A 20091-nucleotide genomic window follows, 5' to 3' on the forward strand; every position below is an offset into this window, starting at 1 on the left:
TCCGACAAACTAGCCGTCATTCGCGCTTGCGGAAACTGCCTTGCACGATGCGGTCAATAACCATGGCGCAGAGTAGAATGGCCAACCCGGCGAGCAGCCCTTGCCCCTTCGCCGCATATTGCAGCGAGGTCAGCACCACCGACCCTAACCCCTGAGCGCCAATCAGACTGGCAATCACCACCATCGACAGGCACATCAGGATTGTCTGGTTGATCCCTGCAAGGATGGATGCCTTGGCCAACGGCAGTTCGACACCGCGCAAGACCTGCCATTCGGTCGCGCCATAGGCGCGGGCGGCTTCCTTTACATCCTCGGCAACGCCGGTCAGGCCAAGTGTGGTCAGCCGGATCACCGGCGGCATGCCAAAGATCAGCGTGGCAATGATGCCGGGCGGCTTTCCCGTGCCGAAAAACGCGATGACAGGGATCAGATAGACGAAGGCGGGCATGGTCTGCATGAAGTCAAGGATCGGCTGGGCGATGGCAAACGCGGTCTTTGACCGGGCAAACCAAATGCCCAGCGGGATGCCGATGACGATGCACAGAATTGACGCCGCCCCCAGCAAAGCGACCGTCTGCATTGACAACTCCCAGAAGCCGTAGAACGCGAGATAGGCGAGTGCGGCAGCCGTGAACACTGCGATGCGGGGCCCGGCAAGTTGCCAGGCCAGCGTGCAGATCACAAGCATGATCACCGGCCAGGGGGTGCCAACAAGGACGATCTCCAACCCCTCGACCAGAATGCGGATGCTATTTCGGAGCCCGTCAAAGAACCCCTGCCCCGAGGCATATGCGGCTTCAAATCCTGCGTCAAACCAGGCCGCCGTGTCAGAGAATAGCGTCTTGTCAGCCGGAAATGTCGTTAGCCAATCCGGTGGCATACCGATCCTTGCGTAAAGCGTGACGCCATAGATCAAGCTGGCAAGGGCAAGGGTGACCGCCCCCCGCAGAGGCGGCGCGCCATGTGGCAGGGTCTGGTCACCCCGCCATGCGGTGTAGCGGCGTTCGTATATTGCATTGGCAAAGAACCCGGTTGCCAGCCGGATGACAAGCAGCAGGATGACGCCCTGCACCACACGGGTGCTCGCCCCGTCTGTCAGGGATGCCGTTTCTGCCATTGCTGCATCAACGGCCTTTTGAAGGTTGTCGGCCAGTTTGGCGGCGCGGGTCGCGGTATCGGTGTCGCCGGCCGCTATGGCTTCGGTCGCCTCGGCGCGGCGCGTGGCGATAGTGTCTTGCAACTGGCTGATCCGGGCCGCCTCAGCACTGTTGGTATTGCCGCCAAGGCCAGAAACGATCTGGTTCAGGGCCAATAGGTCAAGAAAACAAAGCAGCAAGAACAGGAACGACATCCCCCGCATCCCGGCCCAGATCGGGCCAAGAATCGCGGCGGCGGGGTTGAAGCTAAGGACAAAGCCAGATCGCGACTGGATCGCAGCAAAGGCGCGGGTGTAATAGGGGGCACTCGGGCCGGTAAATCGGGGGATCAAGTTGGCCTCCATCAGCGTCCCTCCCTGATGGCCGTCAGAAGCCTGTCTTTGGTGACGATCCCCACCGGCACGCCACCATCTTGGATGATAACTGGCAGAGTCGATCCCGAACACAGCCCAATCAGCGCATCAAGATTGGCAGTGGTGGGAGCATAGGAGGCGTTTGCGACATCGAAATGTGGAAAAGAGATCAAAGGCTCCATGACGGTGCGCGCGGTGATCAATCCCAGCTTCGAGATATTCTGCACGAAGGTCCTGACATAGTCATCCGCAGGCCGGGTCACGATTTCCTCGGGCGTGCCAGTCTGAACAATCCGGCCATCCTTCATGATGGCAATGCGGCTGCCGACACGGATCGCCTCATCCAGATCATGGGTAATGAAAAGTGTGGTCTTGCCCAGCTTGTGCGACAATTCCATGAATTGGTCCTGCAATTGTCGCCGGATCAATGGGTCCAGTGCCGAAAACGGCTCGTCCATCAGCAGGATCTCGGGGTCGGCGGCCAGAGCCCGGGCCAGACCCACGCGCTGCTGCATGCCCCCAGACAGCTGGCGCGGCAGGCGGTCGCCATAGCCTTGCAACCCCACCAGACTCAGCTTTTCCGCCGAAACTTGCCAGCGCGTACCCTTGGGAGAGCCGCGCAATTCCAAGGGATAGGCCACGTTATCCTGCACCGACCGGTGAGGCATCAACGCCATGTGCTGGAACACCATTCCGATGCGTTCAGCCCGCAGCGCCCGCAAGGCGGCAGGCGACAGTGCGCGCACGTCCTGCCCCAGCACGCGGATATCGCCCGATGTCGGCTCGATAAGGCGATTGACATGCCGCACCAAGGTGGACTTGCCGCTGCCCGACAGCCCCATGATGACAAAAATCTCGCCTGGCATGACAGAAATCGACGCCTCGGCAATGCCCACAACGCAGTTGTGCTTGGCCAGAACTTCGGCCTTTGTCGCGCCGGCCTTGGCATCGGCAAGGGCGGCCTGTTCGGCGGTGCCGAAGATTTTCCAGACACCCGAAAGTTCGATCACAGGATCTGCCATTGCATGTCCATCTCGTGCCTCAAAGAAGGAAGGGCATGGCAGCGCGCCGCCATGCCCTGTGTTTTCCAGCCTCAAGATGTCACTTCAGCCAAGCAGCCACACGATCGGGGTTCGCGGTAATCCACTCGGCGGCCACGGCCCCGGCATCTTTGCCATCAATCACGACCGAGTAGGAAAATGCGCCCAAATCATCCGCCGTGATGTCTATATTGCGCATAAGGGCGGCCACCTGCGGCGCATTGGCTTCTATATCTTTGGCAAAGACCGGCTGAATGAAAGCTGGCGGCCAAGCCATGGTAACATTGGAATTCGCCAGATAGTCCGCGTCTTCTTCCGGTGTCAGTGCATTCCACTTGGCCGCGTCATAGGCCGGTTCGGTCAAAAAGGTCATCTCGGGATGGACGGTGAACAAATGGTGTGGCTTGTAGCAGAATCCGGCCCAAGGCTTGGCCCCTGCAATCGCCGTATCAAGCTGGCTATACGCCACGCCCTCGTCCAGCTCGACAAGATCAACCACCAGATCATACCCATAACCATGGGCCTTGGCCTTTTCCACCGTGGTCGACGCCCAGCCAGTGGCACCGATGAAGACCTCACCCTTGCCATTGCCGTCACTGTCGAGAAGTGCGGCCTTGGTCGGGTCGGTCAGATCGCTGATGTCGACAATGCCCGCATCCAGCGCCGCTTGATTCACGCAAATCCCTTGAACGGCCGATGTCGAATTGCTGTTGAGTTCAATCTTTGCGGCGAACTGATCAACCAGCCCTTGCTGGTTTGGCAACCAGACTTCTGGATGGATATGCATAGAGCCCTTGTCCAACGCCTCAAAGATCACCGGGTTGGTGCCGGTTTGAAGCTCGACCTTGAGGCCCATGTTGGTTTCGACGACTTGCTTGATGACGTTGGCCGTAACTGTGACCGACGGCCAGTTCGGCACGCCCACGACGACGTCTTGAGCAAAACTCGCAGTGGAAAAGGCAAGCGTGGTCGCTAATGCCGTGGCAATCTTCAGTTGCATTGGGTCAGACCTCCAAGTCGGAAAGGATGTTTTAAGACGAGCTTTTCTTGTCGCGCTCTTCTAAATCCGATCATTCGCAAATTGCCTCGGATGTCGATTCGGGACTTTGACTTTAAGGATTACGCAGCCCGCGTTCCGATCTTATGAAGCCCTTACAAGTGTCCTGTTCAGGTGCAGCGTAGAGCCACTTCAGGTCACTGAAGGATGAGGCCCGCCCTGATCCTCTGGGGGTTTCCGGTGGCCCAAGCACCACCCTGCACGCCACGCCCGACAGGCTCTGTCCGGGTCTTGTCGAAGGGAAGCCCCCCGAACCCCTTGCCGCCAAGGGCGAGACCCGGACAATTTCATGGCGTCGCACCACGCTGCCGCGCAAGGCTGTAGCGTCGTTGGCGGGACGAGGTGTATCAGTCCTCGTTTGCCCCACGTCAGTTCTGCCAAAGGCGTTCGCGCGCGACGCGGCCCTGATCGTCCAGCCGCACTTCGACGGTGTCTCCGAACGGGTTGATCGCCAGCGCGGTGACATGCCGCCCGCCACGTTCGATGAAACCGACATCGGTATAGCCAAGTGCAGCCAGCCGGTCCCGTGCCGCCGCGTCCGACAGTGACCGGCGGTCGTCAAGTTCGCGGTCGTACTCGCGCAGGGTGCCGTTGCGGGAAAACTCGATCTCGATCCGCATCCCCTCGGCAGAGAAGCCCTCGACCGAGATTTCACCGTCGTCGTCCAGGTCAATCTCGGTCATTCGCGCAATTTCGGCCAGGCGCGGCTCGGCCCGGACAGCAGCAGGCAGCATCGCATCAATGAGCGCCGGGGGCAGGCCTGCGCCATCGGCCTGCACCTCCAGCAATCGCGCGCCACGCGCCTCGGCGCGCAGCCAGCCGGTGCCACTGCGGGCGTAAAAGTAGGTTTCGCCATCGTCATCGGGGCGGCTGCGAATGTCTGTCAGGCCTAGGCCACGCAGCGCGGCGGGCAGCATCGCCTCTGCCGGATCGGCGGCGGGGCCTGCCGTCAGGGTGGCAGCGGCAAAGGTGTCGCCCGTCCGTGTGCCGGTCAGGTCCAGCCGGGTGCCGGGGGTGGGCACGGTGGCGCCCTCAGGCAGGGTCACAAGCAGGCGGCCCTCCGGGGTGGTCAGCACGATCTGGGTGCCAAAGATTTCGGCCACGGTGCCCGACAGCGGCGTCTCTTGCGCCACAAGCGGGGTTGCAAGGGCCGTTGTCAGGATCAGGGCGGCAAGGGTGCGTTTCATCAGTGTCTCCTTCGGTTCAACATGACACCATCTTGCGCGATTCGCCCCAAATGCCGCCGCAACGGCGCGGTTTGGTTTCCGTTGAGCTTTGGTGCGGTATACAAAGGCCCATGCGTTATGCCCTTGTCCCTTTGATCCTTGCCCTGTCGGCTACCCCGGCCCTTGCGGACCCTCCCGGGGACGCCGTACCCATTGATGCAGGGGCGGCTTTGGCCTGCGTCGCCGACCGCTATCGCGGCGAAGCGCTGCGGATCGAAGACGAGGAGGATGGCCTCGTGCAGGAAATCCGCTGGCTCACCCCCGCCGGAAACGTGCTGGAGATCGAGATCACCGGCCCCGGCTGCCGGTTTCTAGAGGTTGATGGCGTGGGACAGTCCGAGGCCCGCATCCTGCCGGAGGAACCCCGGTGAAGGTGCTCGTGGTCGAGGATGATCGCGACCTTGCCGCCCAGATCGCCGCCGCGCTGACGCAGGCAGGCTATACGGTCGAAAGCGCGCATGACGGCGAGACGGGAGAGTTTCTTGGCGCGACCGAGACAGTGGGTGCCGCGGTGCTGGACCTTGGCCTGCCGGGGATTGATGGGATCGAAGTGCTCAAACGCTGGCGTGGCGCGGGCCTGACCTTTCCCGTCTTGATCCTGACCGCGCGGGATGCCTGGTCTGACAAGGTGGCCGGCTTTCGCGCGGGGGCGGATGATTACGTTCTGAAGCCCTTCCGGATGGAGGAGGTGACGCTGCGCCTGTCCACCCTGATCCGCCGCGCCGCAGGACATGCGACCGCCGAACTGGCGGCGGGAGCGCTGATGCTGGATACGGCCACTGGCCTTGCCACGCTTGACGGAATGCCCCTGCGCCTGACGGCGTTTGAGGGCAAGTTGTTGCGCTACCTCATGCTGCACAAAGGACGAGTCGTCAGCCGGACAGAACTGTCGGAACATATGTATGACCGCGACGCCGACCGCGATTTCCGGTCGATGGAAGTGGTGATCGGCCGGTTGCGCCGCAAGATCGGCGAGGCGCGCGTGGAAACCCGGCGGGGCGAGGGATATCGCCTGCTGCCCGTTGATCCAGAATGACGCCGGGATCAATCCGCGCGCGGATGCTGGCCTGGTCCGCCGGGCTGACGCTGGGCGCGCTGGTGGTGGCGTGGTTTGCAGTATCGGCAGTGCTGGCGGATTTCGTGAACCGCCGCCTTAACGCGGATCTGACGGCGGCGGCGCGGGGCGTGATGGCGGCCGCGGCTTGGGATGCAGCGGGGGCCTTTGCCGTACTGCCGCCCCCTGCGGATCCACGCTTTGACCGGCCCCTGTCGGGCTGGTACTGGCAGGTCAGCGACGGGACAGCCGTGCTGGCACGCGCGCCCTCGCTTGTCACCGGCAATCTGGGGGCGGATGGCGCGGGGCGGACCGGCCCCGATGGCGCGTCACTGGTGGCGCATGTCGCAAGGTTCACTGCGCCGGGCGACGGGCGGCGTCTGACCGTTACCGTGACCCTGCCTGCGGCAGAGGTTGTGGCGGAACTGGCGGCCATCCGCCGCCCGCTCGCGCTGGCGCTGGCGGCTCTGGGGGCGGCGCTTCTGGCTGCGCAGGTTCTGGCCGTCCGGGCGGGGTTGGTGGACCTGACGCGCTTTGCCCGCGCGGTCGCCGCTGTCCGCGACGGGCGAGGCGAGACCTTGCCCCCTGCTCAGGCCGCCGAACTGCGCCCGCTGTCGGATGAACTCACCCGCCTGATCGCTGCCAATGCAGCACAGGTGGCGCGCGCCCGTGCCCATGCGGGCGATCTGGCCCATGCGCTCAAGACGCCACTGGCCGTTCTGGCCAACCGGGCAGACCCTGAGGATACCGCCCTGATCGACCGGATGGACCGCATCATCCGCTGGCACCTGAAACGCGCCCGCGCAGCAGCAGCGGGGCTGGACCCCACGGCGCATGCGGCCGTAGCCCCAGTGCTAGAGGATGTGGCGTTGGTCCTGACGCCCGAAGCGCGGCGGCGCGGCGTCAAGCTAGAGATCGCGGCCAAAGGCGTGCCAGATTTTCGCGGCGATGCCGAGGATCTGGCCGAGATCGTCGGCGCCTTGACCGAGAATGCAGTGAAATGGGCGCGGTCATCGGTGCGGCTTGCGGCAGCGCCTTGTCTCGATGGCGTTCAGATCAGCATCACAGACGACGGCCCCGGCATTCCCGAGCCCGACCGCGCCCGTCTGCTGGCCCGGGGCGCGCGGCTGGATGAAACTGTGCCGGGCCACGGCCTCGGCCTTGCCATCGCGACAGACCGAGTCGCGGCCTATGGTGGGCGGCTGGACATTGGGCAGTCCGAAGGTGGCGGGCTGGCGGTGACCCTGACATTGCCCGCTCGGGGCTGATGCCGTCCCGCTCTAAAGTATCCTTCAATCCCTGTGCCAGGGTGCAATGCAGATGAATACGAAGGTCCAGTCTGGCCCGTCCTTGCCGCACTGCTGAACTAGCCCCATGAAGATGCCGCGCCGCATCCAAAGACGGGAACGCGCCTATGACTATCGATTTGGCTTTTTCAAACGCCAAGTGTGATACAGGGATGCCCCAAATGCCAATGCAGCCAGCAAGAGCCATGCATCTCCGGATTGCTCCAAATACACGACGCCCGAGTCCGCTTCGTAACACCGGCCTAGGTCGTTAAAACAGCCGCGCCATCTGAAATACTGGGCATAGTAGAAATATCCAAACACCAATGACAGTCCAAGAAGGGCTAAGGCAGCCACCTTTCTGATCATCGAACGCCTCTCAAATCACGGTCGCAAACTATAGCTTCGCCCATTGACGTAAACTTTGCTTGGATCTGGTGCCATTAGGCATAACAAGAACGGTTGTCGCAACCTGCTCGTCAGTGCGAATTATTCTGCCGCACGCCGCTTAGGGCCGCTTCATTCCAGATTGACGTCGCCCAAGCGCGGAGCATGGACCTGTGTTCGTATAAGGAAGGCAGCGGCTGCGCCCGCTACAGCGCCAAACAGGTGAGCCTCCCAAGAGACGCCGGGTTGACCCGGCAGAACGCCCCAGAGAATGTAGCCGTATAGAACTCCGACGAGGAGTGCTGCACCCAGCGTGATCGGCGAGCGATCCACCAAACCACGCGCCACGAGGAAGCCGAACCAGCCGAAGACAAGCCCCGACGCACCGATATGGATGGCGGAGCTTCCAAATAGCCAGACAAGACCGCCGCCGAGGCCGATCACCACGGCGTTCACAGCCAGCAAGGCCCGCGTGGCAGTGGCCACCAGCAACCCTCCCATCACCAATAATGGCGGTGTATTGGCCATCAGATGCGAGAAGCTTCCGTGCAGGAGTGGCATTGCGATGATGCCATCCAACCCGCTGACGTGCCGGGGGATCAGGCCGAAGGCCGGGTTAAAGCCGTAGCCTGTGATCCAGTTGACGACTTGAACCGCCCAGAGCAGCAAGACAAAGGCTGCAAGCGCCTTGGCGCGCCAAAAGAATGCGCCCATGTGATCCCGTTTCCTCATGTCGGCAACAGTAGCTGTCTTCGCAGCACCTTCAACGGCTTTCGTGCGCGGCACAGGCGGACAATTCTGGACTTTTCCTGCCTGACCCACACTGTGTCGGCGTGGGCTCTGGCCACGCCTATCCTTACACTGCGGTTGACCGTCTAGACCAAGACCTCTCTGACAACTGCAAGAACGGCTTCACCGGCGAGCGCGATAACTGTCGACAGACCAGTTACGACAAGACCGCCTGCGGTCATCGAACCGGCAACAAGTGCGCCGTCGCGTTGCAGCATGCCGACGGCGATGCCAAGGATACAAAGTGCTGGCAGCATGTTGCCAAATGGGATTGGCAGCGCAATGACGACGGCAAGAACCAAACAGACCGCTCCGATCACGCGTGTCTGGCCGATCAGCCCGGGCCAACGCGGGCGCGACACGCGCTCCAGCCTATTCAGGGCCTGGCCGATCCGGGTGGATCCCATTTTCAGAAGTCGTAGCGGGACGCGGCGTTCGCTCAGCCAGACAGGCAGGCGCGGTTCGGGGCCGAACAAAAGCATCAGCACAGAGACAAGGATAAGTGGGATGGCGAGAATAGTGCTGAGACCTGCCACGGGCAGCGGAAGCGCCTCTGGCAGGGCAAAGATGAGCAAGATCAACGCATAGGTGCGGGGTCCGGCAAAGCGGGCCACGTCTCCCAATGTCGGGGCGCTTTTGTCGAAGCGGTGGCACAATTGCGCGAACAGCTCAGTAGTGGACTGGGGTGGCGTGCCAAAGTCGTATTGAGGCATGGAATGGCGTCCGGCATTGCTGACAAGAGAAAGCGGGCACATAGCCTGCCGCGAGGATGAAATCATAAACAGCTGCGGGCCCTCATGGGCCCGCAGCGCACCGCAGCGGCGTCAGTCGTAGCGCCGGTCGAACGTAATCACTGTGCCGTCGGCGCGGGTCAGGCTGCGCGCATAGATTTCGCGCGGGAAGACCAGATCGTCATCAACCGAGCCGTTGACGATGACCGTCTCACCGACTTCGGCGGGAACCCAGTTGGGGCCGACATAGATACGGATATCGCCGCTGGCATCGGTGAGGCGGAACTCATCCTCGTCGGTGATCCGTTCGACAATCCCCTGTACGGTGACCATCGTGCCGCGCTGTACATCGGCGATGGGTGTGATCTGACTGGCGAAGGCCGCTTGGGTCGCAAGGGTCACGCTAAGTGCGGCAATGGCAAAGAATTTCATGGATAGCTTCCTTGTTGAAGGGTCAAGAGTTCGGAGATCAGTCGAGAGCCACGATCAGCAGCACCGCGATCGCGGCCGCACCGATTGCCAGCCAGGCCTTGGGCAGACGGATTTCCACCTCGCCTGACAACCATTTGCGGCTCTCCCGCAGGTCCATCTTCTTCACGTCATTGCCGTCGTTCATTTGTTTGCTCCTCTGCATGTGGATCGCACATCGATCCAATGAGAGCTTAATGAAGCTTGATTCTGACCGCTGACTGACGGCTTGTCAGAATATTGAGGCTTCAAACGTCAAAACGATTTCCAGGCCAGCGCCTTTGGGCTTTTGCACCGCGACTGTGCCACCCTGAGCGCGCTGCAACCGGTCCACGATGGCCAGCCCTAGCCCCGTTCCGCCCGCAACCGCGCCGGGCGCGCGCCAGAAGGGTTGGAATATCCGCTCCCCTGCGTCAGCCGGAAGCCCAGGCCCGTGATCGCGCACCGAAAGGCGCGGGCCTGGGCCAAGGGTAACCTCGACCTCGCCCGGTCCGCCATGCAGTACGGCGTTCTCAACCAGATTTGTTAGCGCCAGCTGCACCGCTTCGTCATTTGCCCTCGCCAGAACCGGCGTATCCGGCAGCGAAAGAGACAGGTCCACCCCCTTGCTATAGGCGAAGGGCGCAAGGGCCGACAGCACCGCCTCTGCCGGTCTGCGCAGATCAAGTGCGCCCTCGGTCGGCGCACTCAGTGCTTCGGTTCTGGATGCCGCCAAAACCTGCTGAACGGTCCGCGCGAGGGCCGCCAGATCAGAGCGCAGCTTGTCGGTTGTTTCGCCCGGCGGCAGCGCGTCCAGCCGGGCGATCAACACAGCCACTGGCGTGCGCAAAGCATGGGCGGCCTCAGCCGCGTGCCGGGTCTCTGCCGCAAGCGCTGATGCCAGCCGGTCGAGTGCGCGTTGCGTGCCATCAATCAGGTCTGCCACCTCTGAGGGAACAGGACCCGACGGGGGGGATGTCACGGCTCCGGGACTTAGCGTTCGTGCCCAAGCGGCAGCACGGCCTACCGGTGCCAGTTCGCGCCGGATCACGAACGCGCTGGCGCCGATCAGCAACAGCGCCATGGGCAGGATCGGCCCCCAAACATGCTGGCGCAGCTCGCTTAAGAAAGCATGGCGCAACAGGTTCTCTGGGTCGGACGTCATGACGAAGACCATCCGCAGACCATCGGTCCGGTCACGGAATTCGTGCCCTGCATAGAGCAATCGGCCCGTAGGCAAATCGACCGCTGTCACCCAGTCGTCGGCATAAAGATCGAGAGCGGATGACGGAATGAGGGCGCGGTTCATGGCGTCAACGACCGTTCCGGTGCGATCCACCAGCGCGAATGCATAGGCTTTTGGATGTTTCGCGAACATTGCCCGTGCCGGGGCATCGGCGGGCAAGCCGCTATCCTCCAAACGTGCCCCTAAACGTTCAGTCACGTCCGCGACGACTTCGGCCTCTAACTCGGCACGGTCGGAGCCATAGTAGGCCCCGACCACGATCATGTTCAGGACAACGATGATGACCGTGATCAGTACCAGACGCCGTATCAGCACCTGTGCCAGCGGACGGTTCGGCCGTGTCATCCACTGCCCTCGCGCGGCAGCATCCAGCCGACACCTCGCACGTTCACAATTGGCACCGGGCAGCCCGCCGTTTCAAGCGCGCGGCGCAGGCGCGACACGGCTGCTTCCAGTGCGTTGGGTGTGACCTCGTCGTCGATCGTGTAGATTGCCTCTTCCAGAACCTTCCGCGACGCGACGCGGCCCGCATTGCGCATCAAATGTTCCAGTACACCCAGCTCGCGACGCCCGAGTATGATCGGTGCATCATTCACGCTGACGCTGCGTGCCGCAGTATCCAGCGCAAGCGCGCCCAATCGAAGAGTGGTGTCTGACCTATCGCCCGGGCGGCGCAATACTGCGCGGGCGCGCGCGACAAGCTCGGGCATCTCCACCGGCTTCACCACATAATCATCTGCGCCGCCATCCAGCCCTGCCAGCCGGTCGGCCAACTGATCGCGCGCGGTCAACACGATGACCGGCACCCGCCCCCCTTTCCGCAGGGTCGGAAGCAGGCGCAGCCCGTCACCATCAGGCAGACCCAGATCCAGCAGCACCAAGCCATAATCCAAGAGACCCGACAATTCGCGCGCATCCGCAGCTGTCGCGGCATGATCCACGGCAAAACCTGACCGTCGCAGCGCATCACAAACGGCCTCGGCCAAAGGGGGGTGGTCTTCGACAAGCAGGACGCGCATCCGGGGACAGCTTTCAGAGTAGAGCCAAGGCGAACGGGGTGTGAATGGAAAATAGAGCACTTCCAACAGAGTGATAGCGAAATGTGACTGCCGTGGTTAGGCGGCGAGGCTGACGGCAGTCTGACAAACTATCCGTCAGCGCCGACTGTCTAAACAAGATCGCGGTGCAACGCCCGACGGGATCAATCAGTGGCCTTTTCCCTTAAATGCGGCGTCTGGCACGGACGAATGACCACCCCGCCAATTGGGCGTTTTGGTCAAACTCGATTTCCTTAGACCTTGTCCGGTGAGGATCGAACCCGTTGAGCTTTGATGGTGGGCGGATCAGATCATGGCATGCCTGCCCCCTTTCCCGGACAGCACGCGGTGCCATCTGTCCACATTCTCTGTAGCGGGACGGCAAAGTTTATGGCCACCGCGACCCTGTCGCGGCGGCGTCCTTTGGGCGCATCAACAGTGCTATTCGCAGCCGTGCAAACTGTTGCTCGGACATCCCGGCTTAGGCTTTAGCCAGACCAGAGGGCTGTACCGGGATGGAATTGTGACCAGGCAAACCAAAAGGCCTGATGACTGCCTTGATCGGCTCCGCGCGCATCGACCGCGCGAATGCCGCCCGCCGTAAGCACAAGGCGGACATTCTCGAACTCAATCTTTTCGCCCCGTTTCAGCGCGATCATGGCCGCGCTGCGCTGGAACGCCACCGGCTTTCCAGAGGCCGCGATGACCCCGATGATATCCTCATGAACCGGAAGGCGCGGGTCGACATCACCCACGGGAAAGATCGGGCCGTTTGCATCACGCCCGTTTCGGAAATCGAAATCCCGGCCCAGCGCCAGCTCCTCGACCAGCACGGTTGTTTCGGGATGCGCGGCGCGCCATGTCCCCCAATCGGTGGTGATCACGCTGGCCTGTTGCAATTTCAGGCCGCGTTTCGCCAAGGGTCCGGTCACGGCATGGCCGAGGAAGGTATCGAAGATCGAAAATGTCCGGACATCGTACATCACCTTGTTCGACCGGATCAGCAGCCCTGAGGTGCGCAGGATTGGCCGTTCGATCCCGGCGGGCAGCCCATCGGTAAAATAGGCCTGTGCGGCACCGCATAAGGTGCAATAGGGAATACCGAGATTGCGACCGCCCAGCGTATCGTTGACCATCTCGCGCACTTCCATGATGCGCCGGGGATAGGCCCGGGCTTCGCCATTCACCTCGATCCCGAATACGATGTCATCATCGTCGAGCCATGTCGCGGCCTTGGCGCTGCTGACTTTGGGGTTATCGGCAGCGGGAATGCAGTTGCACGGCTCGTCCGTCTGCCCAAAGCCCCGGTCGTCGATCAACACGCCGCCCCACGACACCATCCGCCAGTCGATATCACCCTCGACAAAGATCCGCTCCCAGCCGGGCACGGCAGAGGTGAAGATCGTGCGCTTGATCTCCAGATAATCCGGTGGCGCCGGGATATCCCAAGCGATCAGAGTGTTTGTGATGACCTCCCAGTGGTTCTCGGCCGGCGGATCGACCTTTAGCAAGTCGGCTGCGGCGTCTGCGAGAGTGATGTTCAAACTGCTATTGGTGACGAAGCGCATCATGTCGCTGATCAGCCACGCAAGGCGGGGGTCCTCCGATCGCACGATCTCGATCAGAGCGTCGGATTGCGCCTCTTTCCACGACGATTGCGTGAAGCTATCGACAAAGGCTATCTGCATCGCGGCCCGCAATGCCTTTGAGGGCGGGCCAAGCGGAACCTTGGGCGGGGTGCCGAATTCCTTGATCACGTAGTCCGGAAGCGCGCCAGTGGTCTGGGCTGGCGCGTCGTTGGACCATAACAACGACAGCGCCAACAAGGGGGCAAATAACCAGACAAACGATGGATTGCGCAATTTCGATATCATACTGGGCCCTTCCGGTTACCGGCTTCACACAGATCGCTGCTGCAGCAGGACGCCTGACATCTGCCATCCGACATGCCCGATGCGCAGTTCAGAATTGTCGGGCAATATGCTGTGCGTGCCACAAGTGTTGTCGCACTGTCGCGTGGAATTGGCATCTGCACCAATCAAGATTGAATCAAATTTGGGTGATCACGTGGGACAGCGCCGATTCATGATGCGGCCGTGGCGCACCCAAGGCGGAACCACTTGGAAAACGCCCAGAGCCTATGCAGAGCACGCGAACCGCCTCTCTTAGCCCCACGCCGCTTGATCTCCTGCTCCGCGCCGAGGGCATGCGCCCGGTCGACAGCGGCACAGGCGGGCTTCTGCTTGCAATGGCCAAGAGGGGCGACCGAGGTGTTGCAAAGTTCAAGCGCCTCTCGCGTAGCAAGCGAGGGTAGTTCGGTGATCGCCCAACCGGCGCAGCACACGGTTAGTTTGCCGCCGCTTGACGGGTATCAGGCGCTGTCGGCGCTTTTCTCGGGCGTGCTGCCCCCAGCCAAAGAATTCGTCAAAGTTGTAGACATGGCAATTCACTTTACCTAGGGTTACCTGAAGGATAGATTTCCAAGGCCTCTTTTCACACCCGCCTTTTCACCAGAATTATGAGACAAGGCATAGATATGACAGATTCCAGCCCATTTCAGGGTGTTTCCGAATTACGCTCCTGGGTTGCCTCTGGCGGTGTTGTCCGCGCCGGACTTCCTGCCAATTTCATGTCCGAGCTGCTGGCTTCGCTGTCAATTTTCGCCGTCCTCGCCAACAATCTATCGGAAAGTCTTGTCAGGATCGACGCGAGATGGCGCGATATGGGCGGGGACAACATGCTGAAGGCCTCACTCGGCCAGCTTCTCGTGCTTCTCGGCGACACGGTCGCGGAATCGCGGCATGCCACGCAACAGGCGATGAGTGTCAAGGTCGCCGGAAACAAGGTCTTCGGAAGGATTGAGCGCGAAATCGCGACACACGGCAAGCAGATCAGAGAGATGACGGCCGCGATCCAAACCTCTGAAGAGCGGATGGAGGCTGCTGCGAAGGCCGCGAAGGAGGCGAGCGACAAACTGAACGCGGGCGATTACATCCTGCACGGTCTGGAAGCGATCTTTACCTTTGGCCAGGTCGATAAAAACCGCGACAATCTCAACAAGCTCAACACTTCGATTGCAATCCACAAGGGCGAGGCCGCGTCGCAACGCCAGCATCGAGAACTCCTTGGGGTGTACAAGGCCGAGCTTGTCGCGCTGCGCAATGGGGTCGAGCGGGTGCTGACCGTCGACCAGACAATGACACAGTTCCAGAATGACTTGGTGGCCTTGGGCCCCCTGCTTCTTCCGGCCTACCAGCAGATCGAGAAATCCGAGGCTACGTCAAACCTGAAGGTCGCGAACATCCACCTCGAGCGGGCACGTCCAAAGATGGACGCGATGTCGAGATGGATACAGACCCTCGCCATCACTTAGGTAGCCCAGCCTGAACCGAAAGGAACCAGCATGACCGATGACAGCATTGAAACAATCGACTTCACCAAGCCGTTCGAGCCCTTGATGTCGCTCATTGGGCGCGAGGGATCAAACCGGTCAGAGCTTTGGCAGGCTTGGCACTTTCTTCAGGTCTACGCGAACTGGGGTATCCGCTTGCCGACGTCGGAGACGGACTTCAAGGCGATCATGGGTGCCGATGCTCTGAAGTTCGATTTTCTTCCCCCAATGCAAGACGGCAATTCGCTGATCTCGAAAGCCTGCGAAGCGTTCCTCAAGAACGTCTTCTCAGAGGTCATTCAGGTGGGCATGGACCTAAAGGTCTATGCCGAGACAACAGCCGGGGGCGAGGACGGGATGCTGCAAATCATCCTCGACTCGATCGAGGACGGCGATACAGAAACAGCACTTGAACTGCTGACAGATCTTCAAAAGGACGCCAATTCCGCCAGCACGAGGGCGGGCAATGTCAAAGTTGCGCTCGACGCGTTCCGGACGGAGCTTGGCAAGGCATTGGGAAAGCTCGACACCGCGCGCACAAGCCTCGACAGCGATAGCAGCACGAACGAGGAGACGCTCGGTATCCTCGCGGCGGATGCGAACACCGAGGGCTCAATTGCCTACAAACACAAGATGCTGGAAGAGGCGCGGCGGCTGCATACAGAGGCGACAATAGCTGCAGCGACCTCGCCCACTTACATCTGGGTGCTGCCACCCCTTGGCCTGATCGCAACAGGCGTCGTGATGGGCATCTACACGGACAAGGCGATCCAGCGGATGAAGGATATCGAAGAACTGGAGGATTCGATCCAGAAGGAGGGCGCGCATCTGAAACAGGCTCTCGCGGCGCGCAGCGTCTTTAGCCAAGGCTCAAACGGCCTGACGAACGTCATCAGCTATACCGAGGCGGCCTCGGCTAAATGCGGCGTGGTTCAAGAGACATGGAAGGGGATCGCATCGCATATCTCCGAGATGGCGAAATACCTGGAGAACACCACGAGACAATCACCCGATGGCGAGAACGAGGTGAAATCGAAACGCTTGCTGGGTGTGGCCCTGCGCAAGGTCGAGAAAAACTGGCAGACGATGCTGCCCGACCTGAGCGAGTTGATGACTGACAACTACGTCAGCATCGCACCTGGAACAGCAACCGTTGCCGAGGTGTTCAAAAAGCTCGGCGGCTGAAGCGTGGGGCCCCTCGCGGGCCCGCACACCCCTTCCAGCACACAAGGCGGAGAAAGTCTTTCGATGAAACACAATTGGGCCGAGCTTTATTCCGCCAAGACCATCCAGCGTTGGCACCTGCCTGAATACCAGCACCTCAACCCAGACTATGGAGAGTTCCGCGCGCCGCTGTTGCGTTGGAGCGAGATCGACGCAAGCATTAAAGACGCCGACAAGCTGGCGATGCTGGTGATCTGCTGCGACGTTCTGGTCCTCGATAAGGCACCGACGTTGCGCTGCCCGACTTTCATCTTTGCGCGTGTGATCGAGATCGGGGCGAAGGCCGACCTGACCTTCGACCTGAGCGACGGTGCTAAACTGTCTTTCATCATCGCGGCGCAACGCATCGTCGATGCCGCCACGGGCGAGCCCGCCACACTGACGCTTGCGACCGTCAGTCTCGACGCTGGCGGCGATCTTGTCGAGGCCGAGACGCATATTGTCGCCGACGGCAGCACAACTGCCTATGTGATGGAACGCGGTGAAGAACGCGCGACAAAGGTTGCCGCCTCGGCGGCTGCGCTCGACTTTCTTGCGCCCGGCGAGCCGCTGGCAGTAATGCTGACGACGACGTTCCAGATCGCGTGCCTGCTCTCGACCGAAGAGCCGCGCCTTGCGGCGGACCAAGTCATGTGGGTTGCAGCCCTGACGGCGCGCCACCCAACCTCGCACATGCTGTCATCGGATTGTCACGCGCTTTACAAGACGTTGATTCAGTTAATGGACATCGGTGCTGGCGCGCTTCTTGTTCCGCACCTTGACCATGAGATCTACGCCGAAAAATCCAAGGCCTGCCTTGCTCTGCTGCACCAGCGCGTGCAGCGCTACGACGCTCTGGTCGAGAAGGCGAGGACCGACGAGCACTGGCGCGACCAGGTGGCGATTACTATCGCAGATAAGCAGAACGAGGCCGAGCTCGCCGCGAACCTACGCGCGCAGACCGAGGCAACCTGCGAGCAGATGCGCAAAGCGCGCCAGATCGCGGCGGCGAACCTTCTGGAATGCCAGACCGATCTGAGCGATCTGATGGTGGACTTCCAGCGCGGCATCAAGAACTGGCAGCGCGACGAGACGATCAAGGCGTCGATCGAGATATTCACCGGTGTGGTGGATTTGGTTCAACAAGTCGGGACGATTGTCGCCTCGGGCGGAACGCTCGCGGCCATCCCCGTCATCGACAATATCAAGATGTTGGCAGGTATGTCGGTAGACCTGTCAACGCGCGCGGCGAAAAGTGACAAGTTCGAGGACGTCATCGATATCAGTTGGCTGTTCGAAGACAACGACGATGGCGATCCCCCGGAATATACGGCCGAGAACGCCAAGGAAGACGTCATTTCGTATTTCGAGACACGCAAAGCGGATCGGGAAGCGGCGCAGAAGGAGAAATCGCGCCAGGACAAGATCAAGAAAGGGGCTGCCGATCTCAAGAAGGCCGGAATCTCGGCTGGCAAGGATGTAAAGGGCATCTACGACGGCATCATGCGCATCGTCGACATTGCGGAGAAGGCGAAGAAGCTCGAGCAGCAAAGCGAGGACTTTCTGGTTAAGGCCGCAGCCCAAGTGAAGACGTCCTTCGGGGCGATAGCGCCCATCGGACTCGACGTTGTGACCGGGGGTGAAGACGGCTGGGCGCAGACCGAGCTGGGCCTTGAGGAGATGTTCGACAAGATCAGCGACATGATGGACAAGCTCGGCGGCGGACGCGCCTACCGGCTGGCGCTCAGGCGGCTGGTGCTGCATGGCCGTACGATGAGCCAGACGCGCCTCGCGCTCGCCAAGGCCAACAACGACCTCGCGGACGCGATCCTGCGCGAGCGGGCGGCGCAGGCCTCGCGGCGGATCTACGATGGCTACCTGCGCGATCTTTCGCAGTCGCGGGCGCGCGATACGGCGTTGCGGCAACTTGCCTTCGGGCGCGTGCTCGACAGCAAGCGCAGCGTCTACTTGGCAATGGAAGCCTTCATGCGGGCGGCCAGCTACTTCACGCTGCGTCCGATCGACCGGTCAGTTCTGCCCCGGATCACCGACAGCGTCGACGCGTTCTCCGAAGCGGTGATGACCCATACGGGAACCTGGGTCACCAGCATTGCACTTGGCCGGTCGCCAGGGCCGATGGATGTCTGGCTAGACGTCGATTTGACTTTGGCGGCCGGTGCGGCCGACGATCCAGACATGGTCGTCGCGCAAGGCGATGCCAGAGCCACGGACGAGACGCAGGCCGACGGCGATGACGGCCCCCCTGCGTTGGCGATCATGCGAAGCGCTGATGGCTCCGTCAATGTAACGATCCCAACCGATCACCCACGGTTCAACCGTTGGTACAGGGTTCGGCTCGACGCTGTGCGGGTCTATGCAGACGGGGTGCACTCTGACGGCGATCTCTGGATCGACATCCAGACAGACGGCACCTACCTCGACAAGACGCCCTCCGGTGGCACGGCGCGATTTGTGACCCAGCCCTTTATGCGCGCCTTCGTTTACAACCCGCTGGATGTGGCGGCGATGCCCACTGGCGACAGCGCAACAACCGGGCGCTTTGCCGAGGATTTCTTCAAGCCGACACCCTTTGCGACCTGGCGTTTCACGATTTCCCGGCAGGACGGTCGAAACCTCGATCTGCGCGCGTTGACGAAGCTGCGCTTGAACCTGAGGGGAAGCGTCATGTCATGAGCCGCGCCGTTCCGCGCCCTACCCAGCCGCTGCGTCGATGAAGTGTCCTGCCGGTGCAATTGTTGCCATGTCCCCCTAAAATAAAACCACTACTTTGATGTTTGCCCGTATGCCGTTCCCCACAGTTGCCCGTCCTCGTTCCAGCTTGCGGAGAAGGTTTCTGCGTGGACGACCTTAGAGCACAGAAAATTGCTGGAAGAATTACGTGAGAGGTAGCATTTTCCTGTTTCGCTCAGAAGATTGCCTGCCTTAACGCTGGTTGTGGTACCTTCAACCTGTCTGCCTTCACGTGCCGCCCGCCCCGAGCTGGTGTAGAGTTTCATTCTTTGCAACCCTTGCACCTCAAACCAACGTTTTGCAGCTATGGGGTTTCCGAGGCTCGAGAAAATTCGGAAAAGGCAGACCGTGATGACGGCTTCGGATCGCATCTTGCGCCAGTCGATCTGCGTCAGGTCTGGAGCGTCGTTGCGTTTCTCGGCAGGCACCAGACAATCCCGAACATGACCAAACCGCGCTGCTGCCAAACGGTCAGCATGTTTGATCGGTGGGTTGCCGTAAACCTTGTAAGGATCAGATTTCTCTGTGGCCAGATGGGCGTACTTGATCGTGCAACTGCCCGTGGATCGACATTGCACCCTAGTGTCTTTTTCTGAAGCGACCGTCGCGGTCAGGAGAGCGAGTGCTGTGAAGGGCTAAGCAAAGACATCAATTTTCATCAACAATTCCCAAACAACGCTCAAAAAGACTGACGTCCTTCGCCTAGACAATCAAGGGTTGCTACATACAGCGAGTAAAGTAAGGAAATACTGCCAGAGCCGAACAGTGACGGTGATGCTGGTGAGGCGATCCGTGGCCTGATCGACAAGATCGTGGTCACGCCTGTGCCCACGGGCGGCAAGCGCATGGAGCCGCAGCTGGACCTGCACGGCGCACTTGCGGGCATTCTGGCATTCTGGCATTGAGCCTTGGGGGTGCGGGGAAGTCCGGACAGCA

20 protein-coding genes are annotated in these 20091 nt (G+C 61.1%); 8 read left to right on the top strand and 12 right to left on the bottom strand.

The annotated features are described in order from the left end of the window. Nucleotides 1-16 precede the first annotated feature (16 nt). From ROSMUCSMR3_RS07990 to ROSMUCSMR3_RS08005, 4 genes are all read right to left on the bottom strand, one after another. Nucleotides 17-1501 (bottom strand): ABC transporter permease, encoded by a 1485-nt coding sequence (locus tag ROSMUCSMR3_RS07990; RefSeq protein WP_081506986.1) that lies wholly within the window; start codon nucleotides 1499-1501, stop codon nucleotides 17-19. Further along, nucleotides 1501-2532, bottom strand: a complete 1032-nt coding sequence (locus ROSMUCSMR3_RS07995) for a quaternary amine ABC transporter ATP-binding protein (protein WP_081506987.1) — start codon at nucleotides 2530-2532, stop codon at nucleotides 1501-1503. Before ROSMUCSMR3_RS07995 ends, ROSMUCSMR3_RS07990 begins: the two co-directional genes overlap by 1 nt. Before the next feature lie 79 nt (nucleotides 2533-2611). Next, entirely contained in the window at nucleotides 2612-3550 is a 939-nt protein-coding gene (locus tag ROSMUCSMR3_RS08000) for a glycine betaine ABC transporter substrate-binding protein (RefSeq protein ID WP_081506988.1), read from the bottom strand. A 425-nt stretch (nucleotides 3551-3975) separates the two neighbouring features. Beyond that, nucleotides 3976-4794, bottom strand: coding sequence for a prevent-host-death protein (locus ROSMUCSMR3_RS08005; protein WP_081506989.1), 819 nt, complete (start codon nucleotides 4792-4794; stop codon nucleotides 3976-3978). Between the two features lie 110 nt (nucleotides 4795-4904). Here ROSMUCSMR3_RS08005 and ROSMUCSMR3_RS08010 point away from each other — a divergent pair, with 110 nt between their 5' ends. The 3 genes from ROSMUCSMR3_RS08010 to ROSMUCSMR3_RS08020 are packed head-to-tail and all read left to right on the top strand — an operon-like array spanning nucleotide 4905 to nucleotide 7155. After that, nucleotides 4905-5204 (top strand): hypothetical protein, encoded by a 300-nt coding sequence (locus ROSMUCSMR3_RS08010; RefSeq protein WP_008283080.1) that lies wholly within the window; start codon nucleotides 4905-4907, stop codon nucleotides 5202-5204. After that, nucleotides 5201-5869 (top strand): response regulator transcription factor, encoded by a 669-nt coding sequence (locus ROSMUCSMR3_RS08015; protein ID WP_008283079.1) that lies wholly within the window; start codon nucleotides 5201-5203, stop codon nucleotides 5867-5869. Before ROSMUCSMR3_RS08010 ends, ROSMUCSMR3_RS08015 begins: the two co-directional genes overlap by 4 nt. Beyond that, on the top strand, nucleotides 5866-7155 hold the full coding sequence (locus ROSMUCSMR3_RS08020; protein WP_081506990.1) for a sensor histidine kinase: 1290 nt from the start codon (nucleotides 5866-5868) through the stop codon (nucleotides 7153-7155). Before ROSMUCSMR3_RS08015 ends, ROSMUCSMR3_RS08020 begins: the two co-directional genes overlap by 4 nt. 537 nt (nucleotides 7156-7692) lie before the next feature. On the opposite strand, the gene ROSMUCSMR3_RS08025 is transcribed toward ROSMUCSMR3_RS08020, so the two are convergent. From ROSMUCSMR3_RS08025 to ROSMUCSMR3_RS08050, 7 genes are all read right to left on the bottom strand, one after another. Then, nucleotides 7693-8274 (bottom strand): rhomboid family intramembrane serine protease, encoded by a 582-nt coding sequence (locus ROSMUCSMR3_RS08025; protein ID WP_081506991.1) that lies wholly within the window; start codon nucleotides 8272-8274, stop codon nucleotides 7693-7695. Between the two features lie 161 nt (nucleotides 8275-8435). Next, nucleotides 8436-9062, bottom strand: a complete 627-nt coding sequence (locus ROSMUCSMR3_RS08030) for an exopolysaccharide biosynthesis protein (RefSeq protein ID WP_157667276.1) — start codon at nucleotides 9060-9062, stop codon at nucleotides 8436-8438. A gap of 111 nt (nucleotides 9063-9173) precedes the next feature. After that, the gene (locus ROSMUCSMR3_RS08035) at nucleotides 9174-9512 is read right to left on the bottom strand and encodes a hypothetical protein (protein WP_008283075.1); all 339 of its coding nucleotides are present in this window, start codon (nucleotides 9510-9512) and stop codon (nucleotides 9174-9176) included. 37 nt (nucleotides 9513-9549) lie between these two features. Further along, nucleotides 9550-9696 (bottom strand): hypothetical protein, encoded by a 147-nt coding sequence (locus tag ROSMUCSMR3_RS21105; protein WP_008283073.1) that lies wholly within the window; start codon nucleotides 9694-9696, stop codon nucleotides 9550-9552. A gap of 84 nt (nucleotides 9697-9780) precedes the next feature. After that, on the bottom strand, nucleotides 9781-11118 hold the full coding sequence (locus ROSMUCSMR3_RS08040; protein WP_081506993.1) for a sensor histidine kinase: 1338 nt from the start codon (nucleotides 11116-11118) through the stop codon (nucleotides 9781-9783). Beyond that, a complete protein-coding gene (locus ROSMUCSMR3_RS08045) occupies nucleotides 11115-11792 on the bottom strand; it encodes a response regulator transcription factor (RefSeq protein ID WP_081506994.1) in 678 nt (225 codons plus the stop codon). The genes ROSMUCSMR3_RS08040 and ROSMUCSMR3_RS08045 overlap by 4 nt, the downstream gene beginning before the upstream one ends. A gap of 506 nt (nucleotides 11793-12298) precedes the next feature. After that, nucleotides 12299-13636: a DUF3179 domain-containing (seleno)protein gene (locus ROSMUCSMR3_RS08050; RefSeq protein WP_237183558.1), complete on the bottom strand. Its 1338-nt coding sequence runs from the start codon at nucleotides 13634-13636 to the stop codon at nucleotides 12299-12301. A gap of 314 nt (nucleotides 13637-13950) precedes the next feature. On the opposite strand from ROSMUCSMR3_RS08050, the gene ROSMUCSMR3_RS21565 reads away from it, so the two are divergent. From ROSMUCSMR3_RS21565 to ROSMUCSMR3_RS08065, 5 genes are all read left to right on the top strand, one after another. After that, on the top strand, nucleotides 13951-14124 hold the full coding sequence (locus ROSMUCSMR3_RS21565; protein ID WP_217521290.1) for a hypothetical protein: 174 nt from the start codon (nucleotides 13951-13953) through the stop codon (nucleotides 14122-14124). A gap of 4 nt (nucleotides 14125-14128) precedes the next feature. Then, nucleotides 14129-14269, top strand: a complete 141-nt coding sequence (locus ROSMUCSMR3_RS21110; protein ID WP_157667277.1) for a hypothetical protein — start codon at nucleotides 14129-14131, stop codon at nucleotides 14267-14269. 77 nt (nucleotides 14270-14346) lie between these two features. Next, nucleotides 14347-15183, top strand: a complete 837-nt coding sequence (locus ROSMUCSMR3_RS08055) for a hypothetical protein (protein WP_081506996.1) — start codon at nucleotides 14347-14349, stop codon at nucleotides 15181-15183. A 30-nt stretch (nucleotides 15184-15213) separates the two neighbouring features. Beyond that, a complete protein-coding gene (locus ROSMUCSMR3_RS08060) occupies nucleotides 15214-16386 on the top strand; it encodes a hypothetical protein (RefSeq protein WP_081506997.1) in 1173 nt (390 codons plus the stop codon). A gap of 63 nt (nucleotides 16387-16449) precedes the next feature. Then, entirely contained in the window at nucleotides 16450-19098 is a 2649-nt protein-coding gene (locus ROSMUCSMR3_RS08065; protein WP_081506998.1) for a hypothetical protein, read from the top strand. Nucleotides 19099-19187: 89 nt separating this feature from the next. On the opposite strand, the gene ROSMUCSMR3_RS21115 is transcribed toward ROSMUCSMR3_RS08065, so the two are convergent. Further along, nucleotides 19188-19733, bottom strand: a complete 546-nt coding sequence (locus ROSMUCSMR3_RS21115; RefSeq protein WP_157667278.1) for a hypothetical protein — start codon at nucleotides 19731-19733, stop codon at nucleotides 19188-19190. Nucleotides 19734-20091 lie beyond the last annotated feature (358 nt).

This window comes from Roseovarius mucosus, from assembly GCF_002080415.1.
GTDB lineage: Bacteria > Pseudomonadota > Alphaproteobacteria > Rhodobacterales > Rhodobacteraceae > Roseovarius > Roseovarius mucosus_A.

Coding starts and splice junctions, on each gene's coding strand:
- ROSMUCSMR3_RS08000 (WP_081506988.1), bottom strand. CDS start 3,550: ATGCAACTGAAGATTGCCACGGCATTAGCGACCACGCTTGCCTTTTCC.
- ROSMUCSMR3_RS08065 (WP_081506998.1), top strand. CDS start 16,450: ATGAAACACAATTGGGCCGAGCTTTATTCCGCCAAGACCATCCAGCGT.
- ROSMUCSMR3_RS08040 (WP_081506993.1), bottom strand. CDS start 11,118: ATGACACGGCCGAACCGTCCGCTGGCACAGGTGCTGATACGGCGTCTG.
- ROSMUCSMR3_RS08030 (WP_157667276.1), bottom strand. CDS start 9,062: ATGCCTCAATACGACTTTGGCACGCCACCCCAGTCCACTACTGAGCTG.
- ROSMUCSMR3_RS08035 (WP_008283075.1), bottom strand. CDS start 9,512: ATGAAATTCTTTGCCATTGCCGCACTTAGCGTGACCCTTGCGACCCAA.
- ROSMUCSMR3_RS07995 (WP_081506987.1), bottom strand. CDS start 2,532: ATGGCAGATCCTGTGATCGAACTTTCGGGTGTCTGGAAAATCTTCGGC.
- ROSMUCSMR3_RS21105 (WP_008283073.1), bottom strand. CDS start 9,696: ATGAACGACGGCAATGACGTGAAGAAGATGGACCTGCGGGAGAGCCGC.
- ROSMUCSMR3_RS08055 (WP_081506996.1), top strand. CDS start 14,347: ATGACAGATTCCAGCCCATTTCAGGGTGTTTCCGAATTACGCTCCTGG.
- ROSMUCSMR3_RS08020 (WP_081506990.1), top strand. CDS start 5,866: ATGACGCCGGGATCAATCCGCGCGCGGATGCTGGCCTGGTCCGCCGGG.
- ROSMUCSMR3_RS08045 (WP_081506994.1), bottom strand. CDS start 11,792: ATGCGCGTCCTGCTTGTCGAAGACCACCCCCCTTTGGCCGAGGCCGTT.
- ROSMUCSMR3_RS08005 (WP_081506989.1), bottom strand. CDS start 4,794: ATGAAACGCACCCTTGCCGCCCTGATCCTGACAACGGCCCTTGCAACC.
- ROSMUCSMR3_RS08010 (WP_008283080.1), top strand. CDS start 4,905: ATGCGTTATGCCCTTGTCCCTTTGATCCTTGCCCTGTCGGCTACCCCG.
- ROSMUCSMR3_RS08025 (WP_081506991.1), bottom strand. CDS start 8,274: ATGGGCGCATTCTTTTGGCGCGCCAAGGCGCTTGCAGCCTTTGTCTTG.
- ROSMUCSMR3_RS08060 (WP_081506997.1), top strand. CDS start 15,214: ATGACCGATGACAGCATTGAAACAATCGACTTCACCAAGCCGTTCGAG.
- ROSMUCSMR3_RS07990 (WP_081506986.1), bottom strand. CDS start 1,501: ATGGAGGCCAACTTGATCCCCCGATTTACCGGCCCGAGTGCCCCCTAT.
- ROSMUCSMR3_RS21565 (WP_217521290.1), top strand. CDS start 13,951: ATGCAGAGCACGCGAACCGCCTCTCTTAGCCCCACGCCGCTTGATCTC.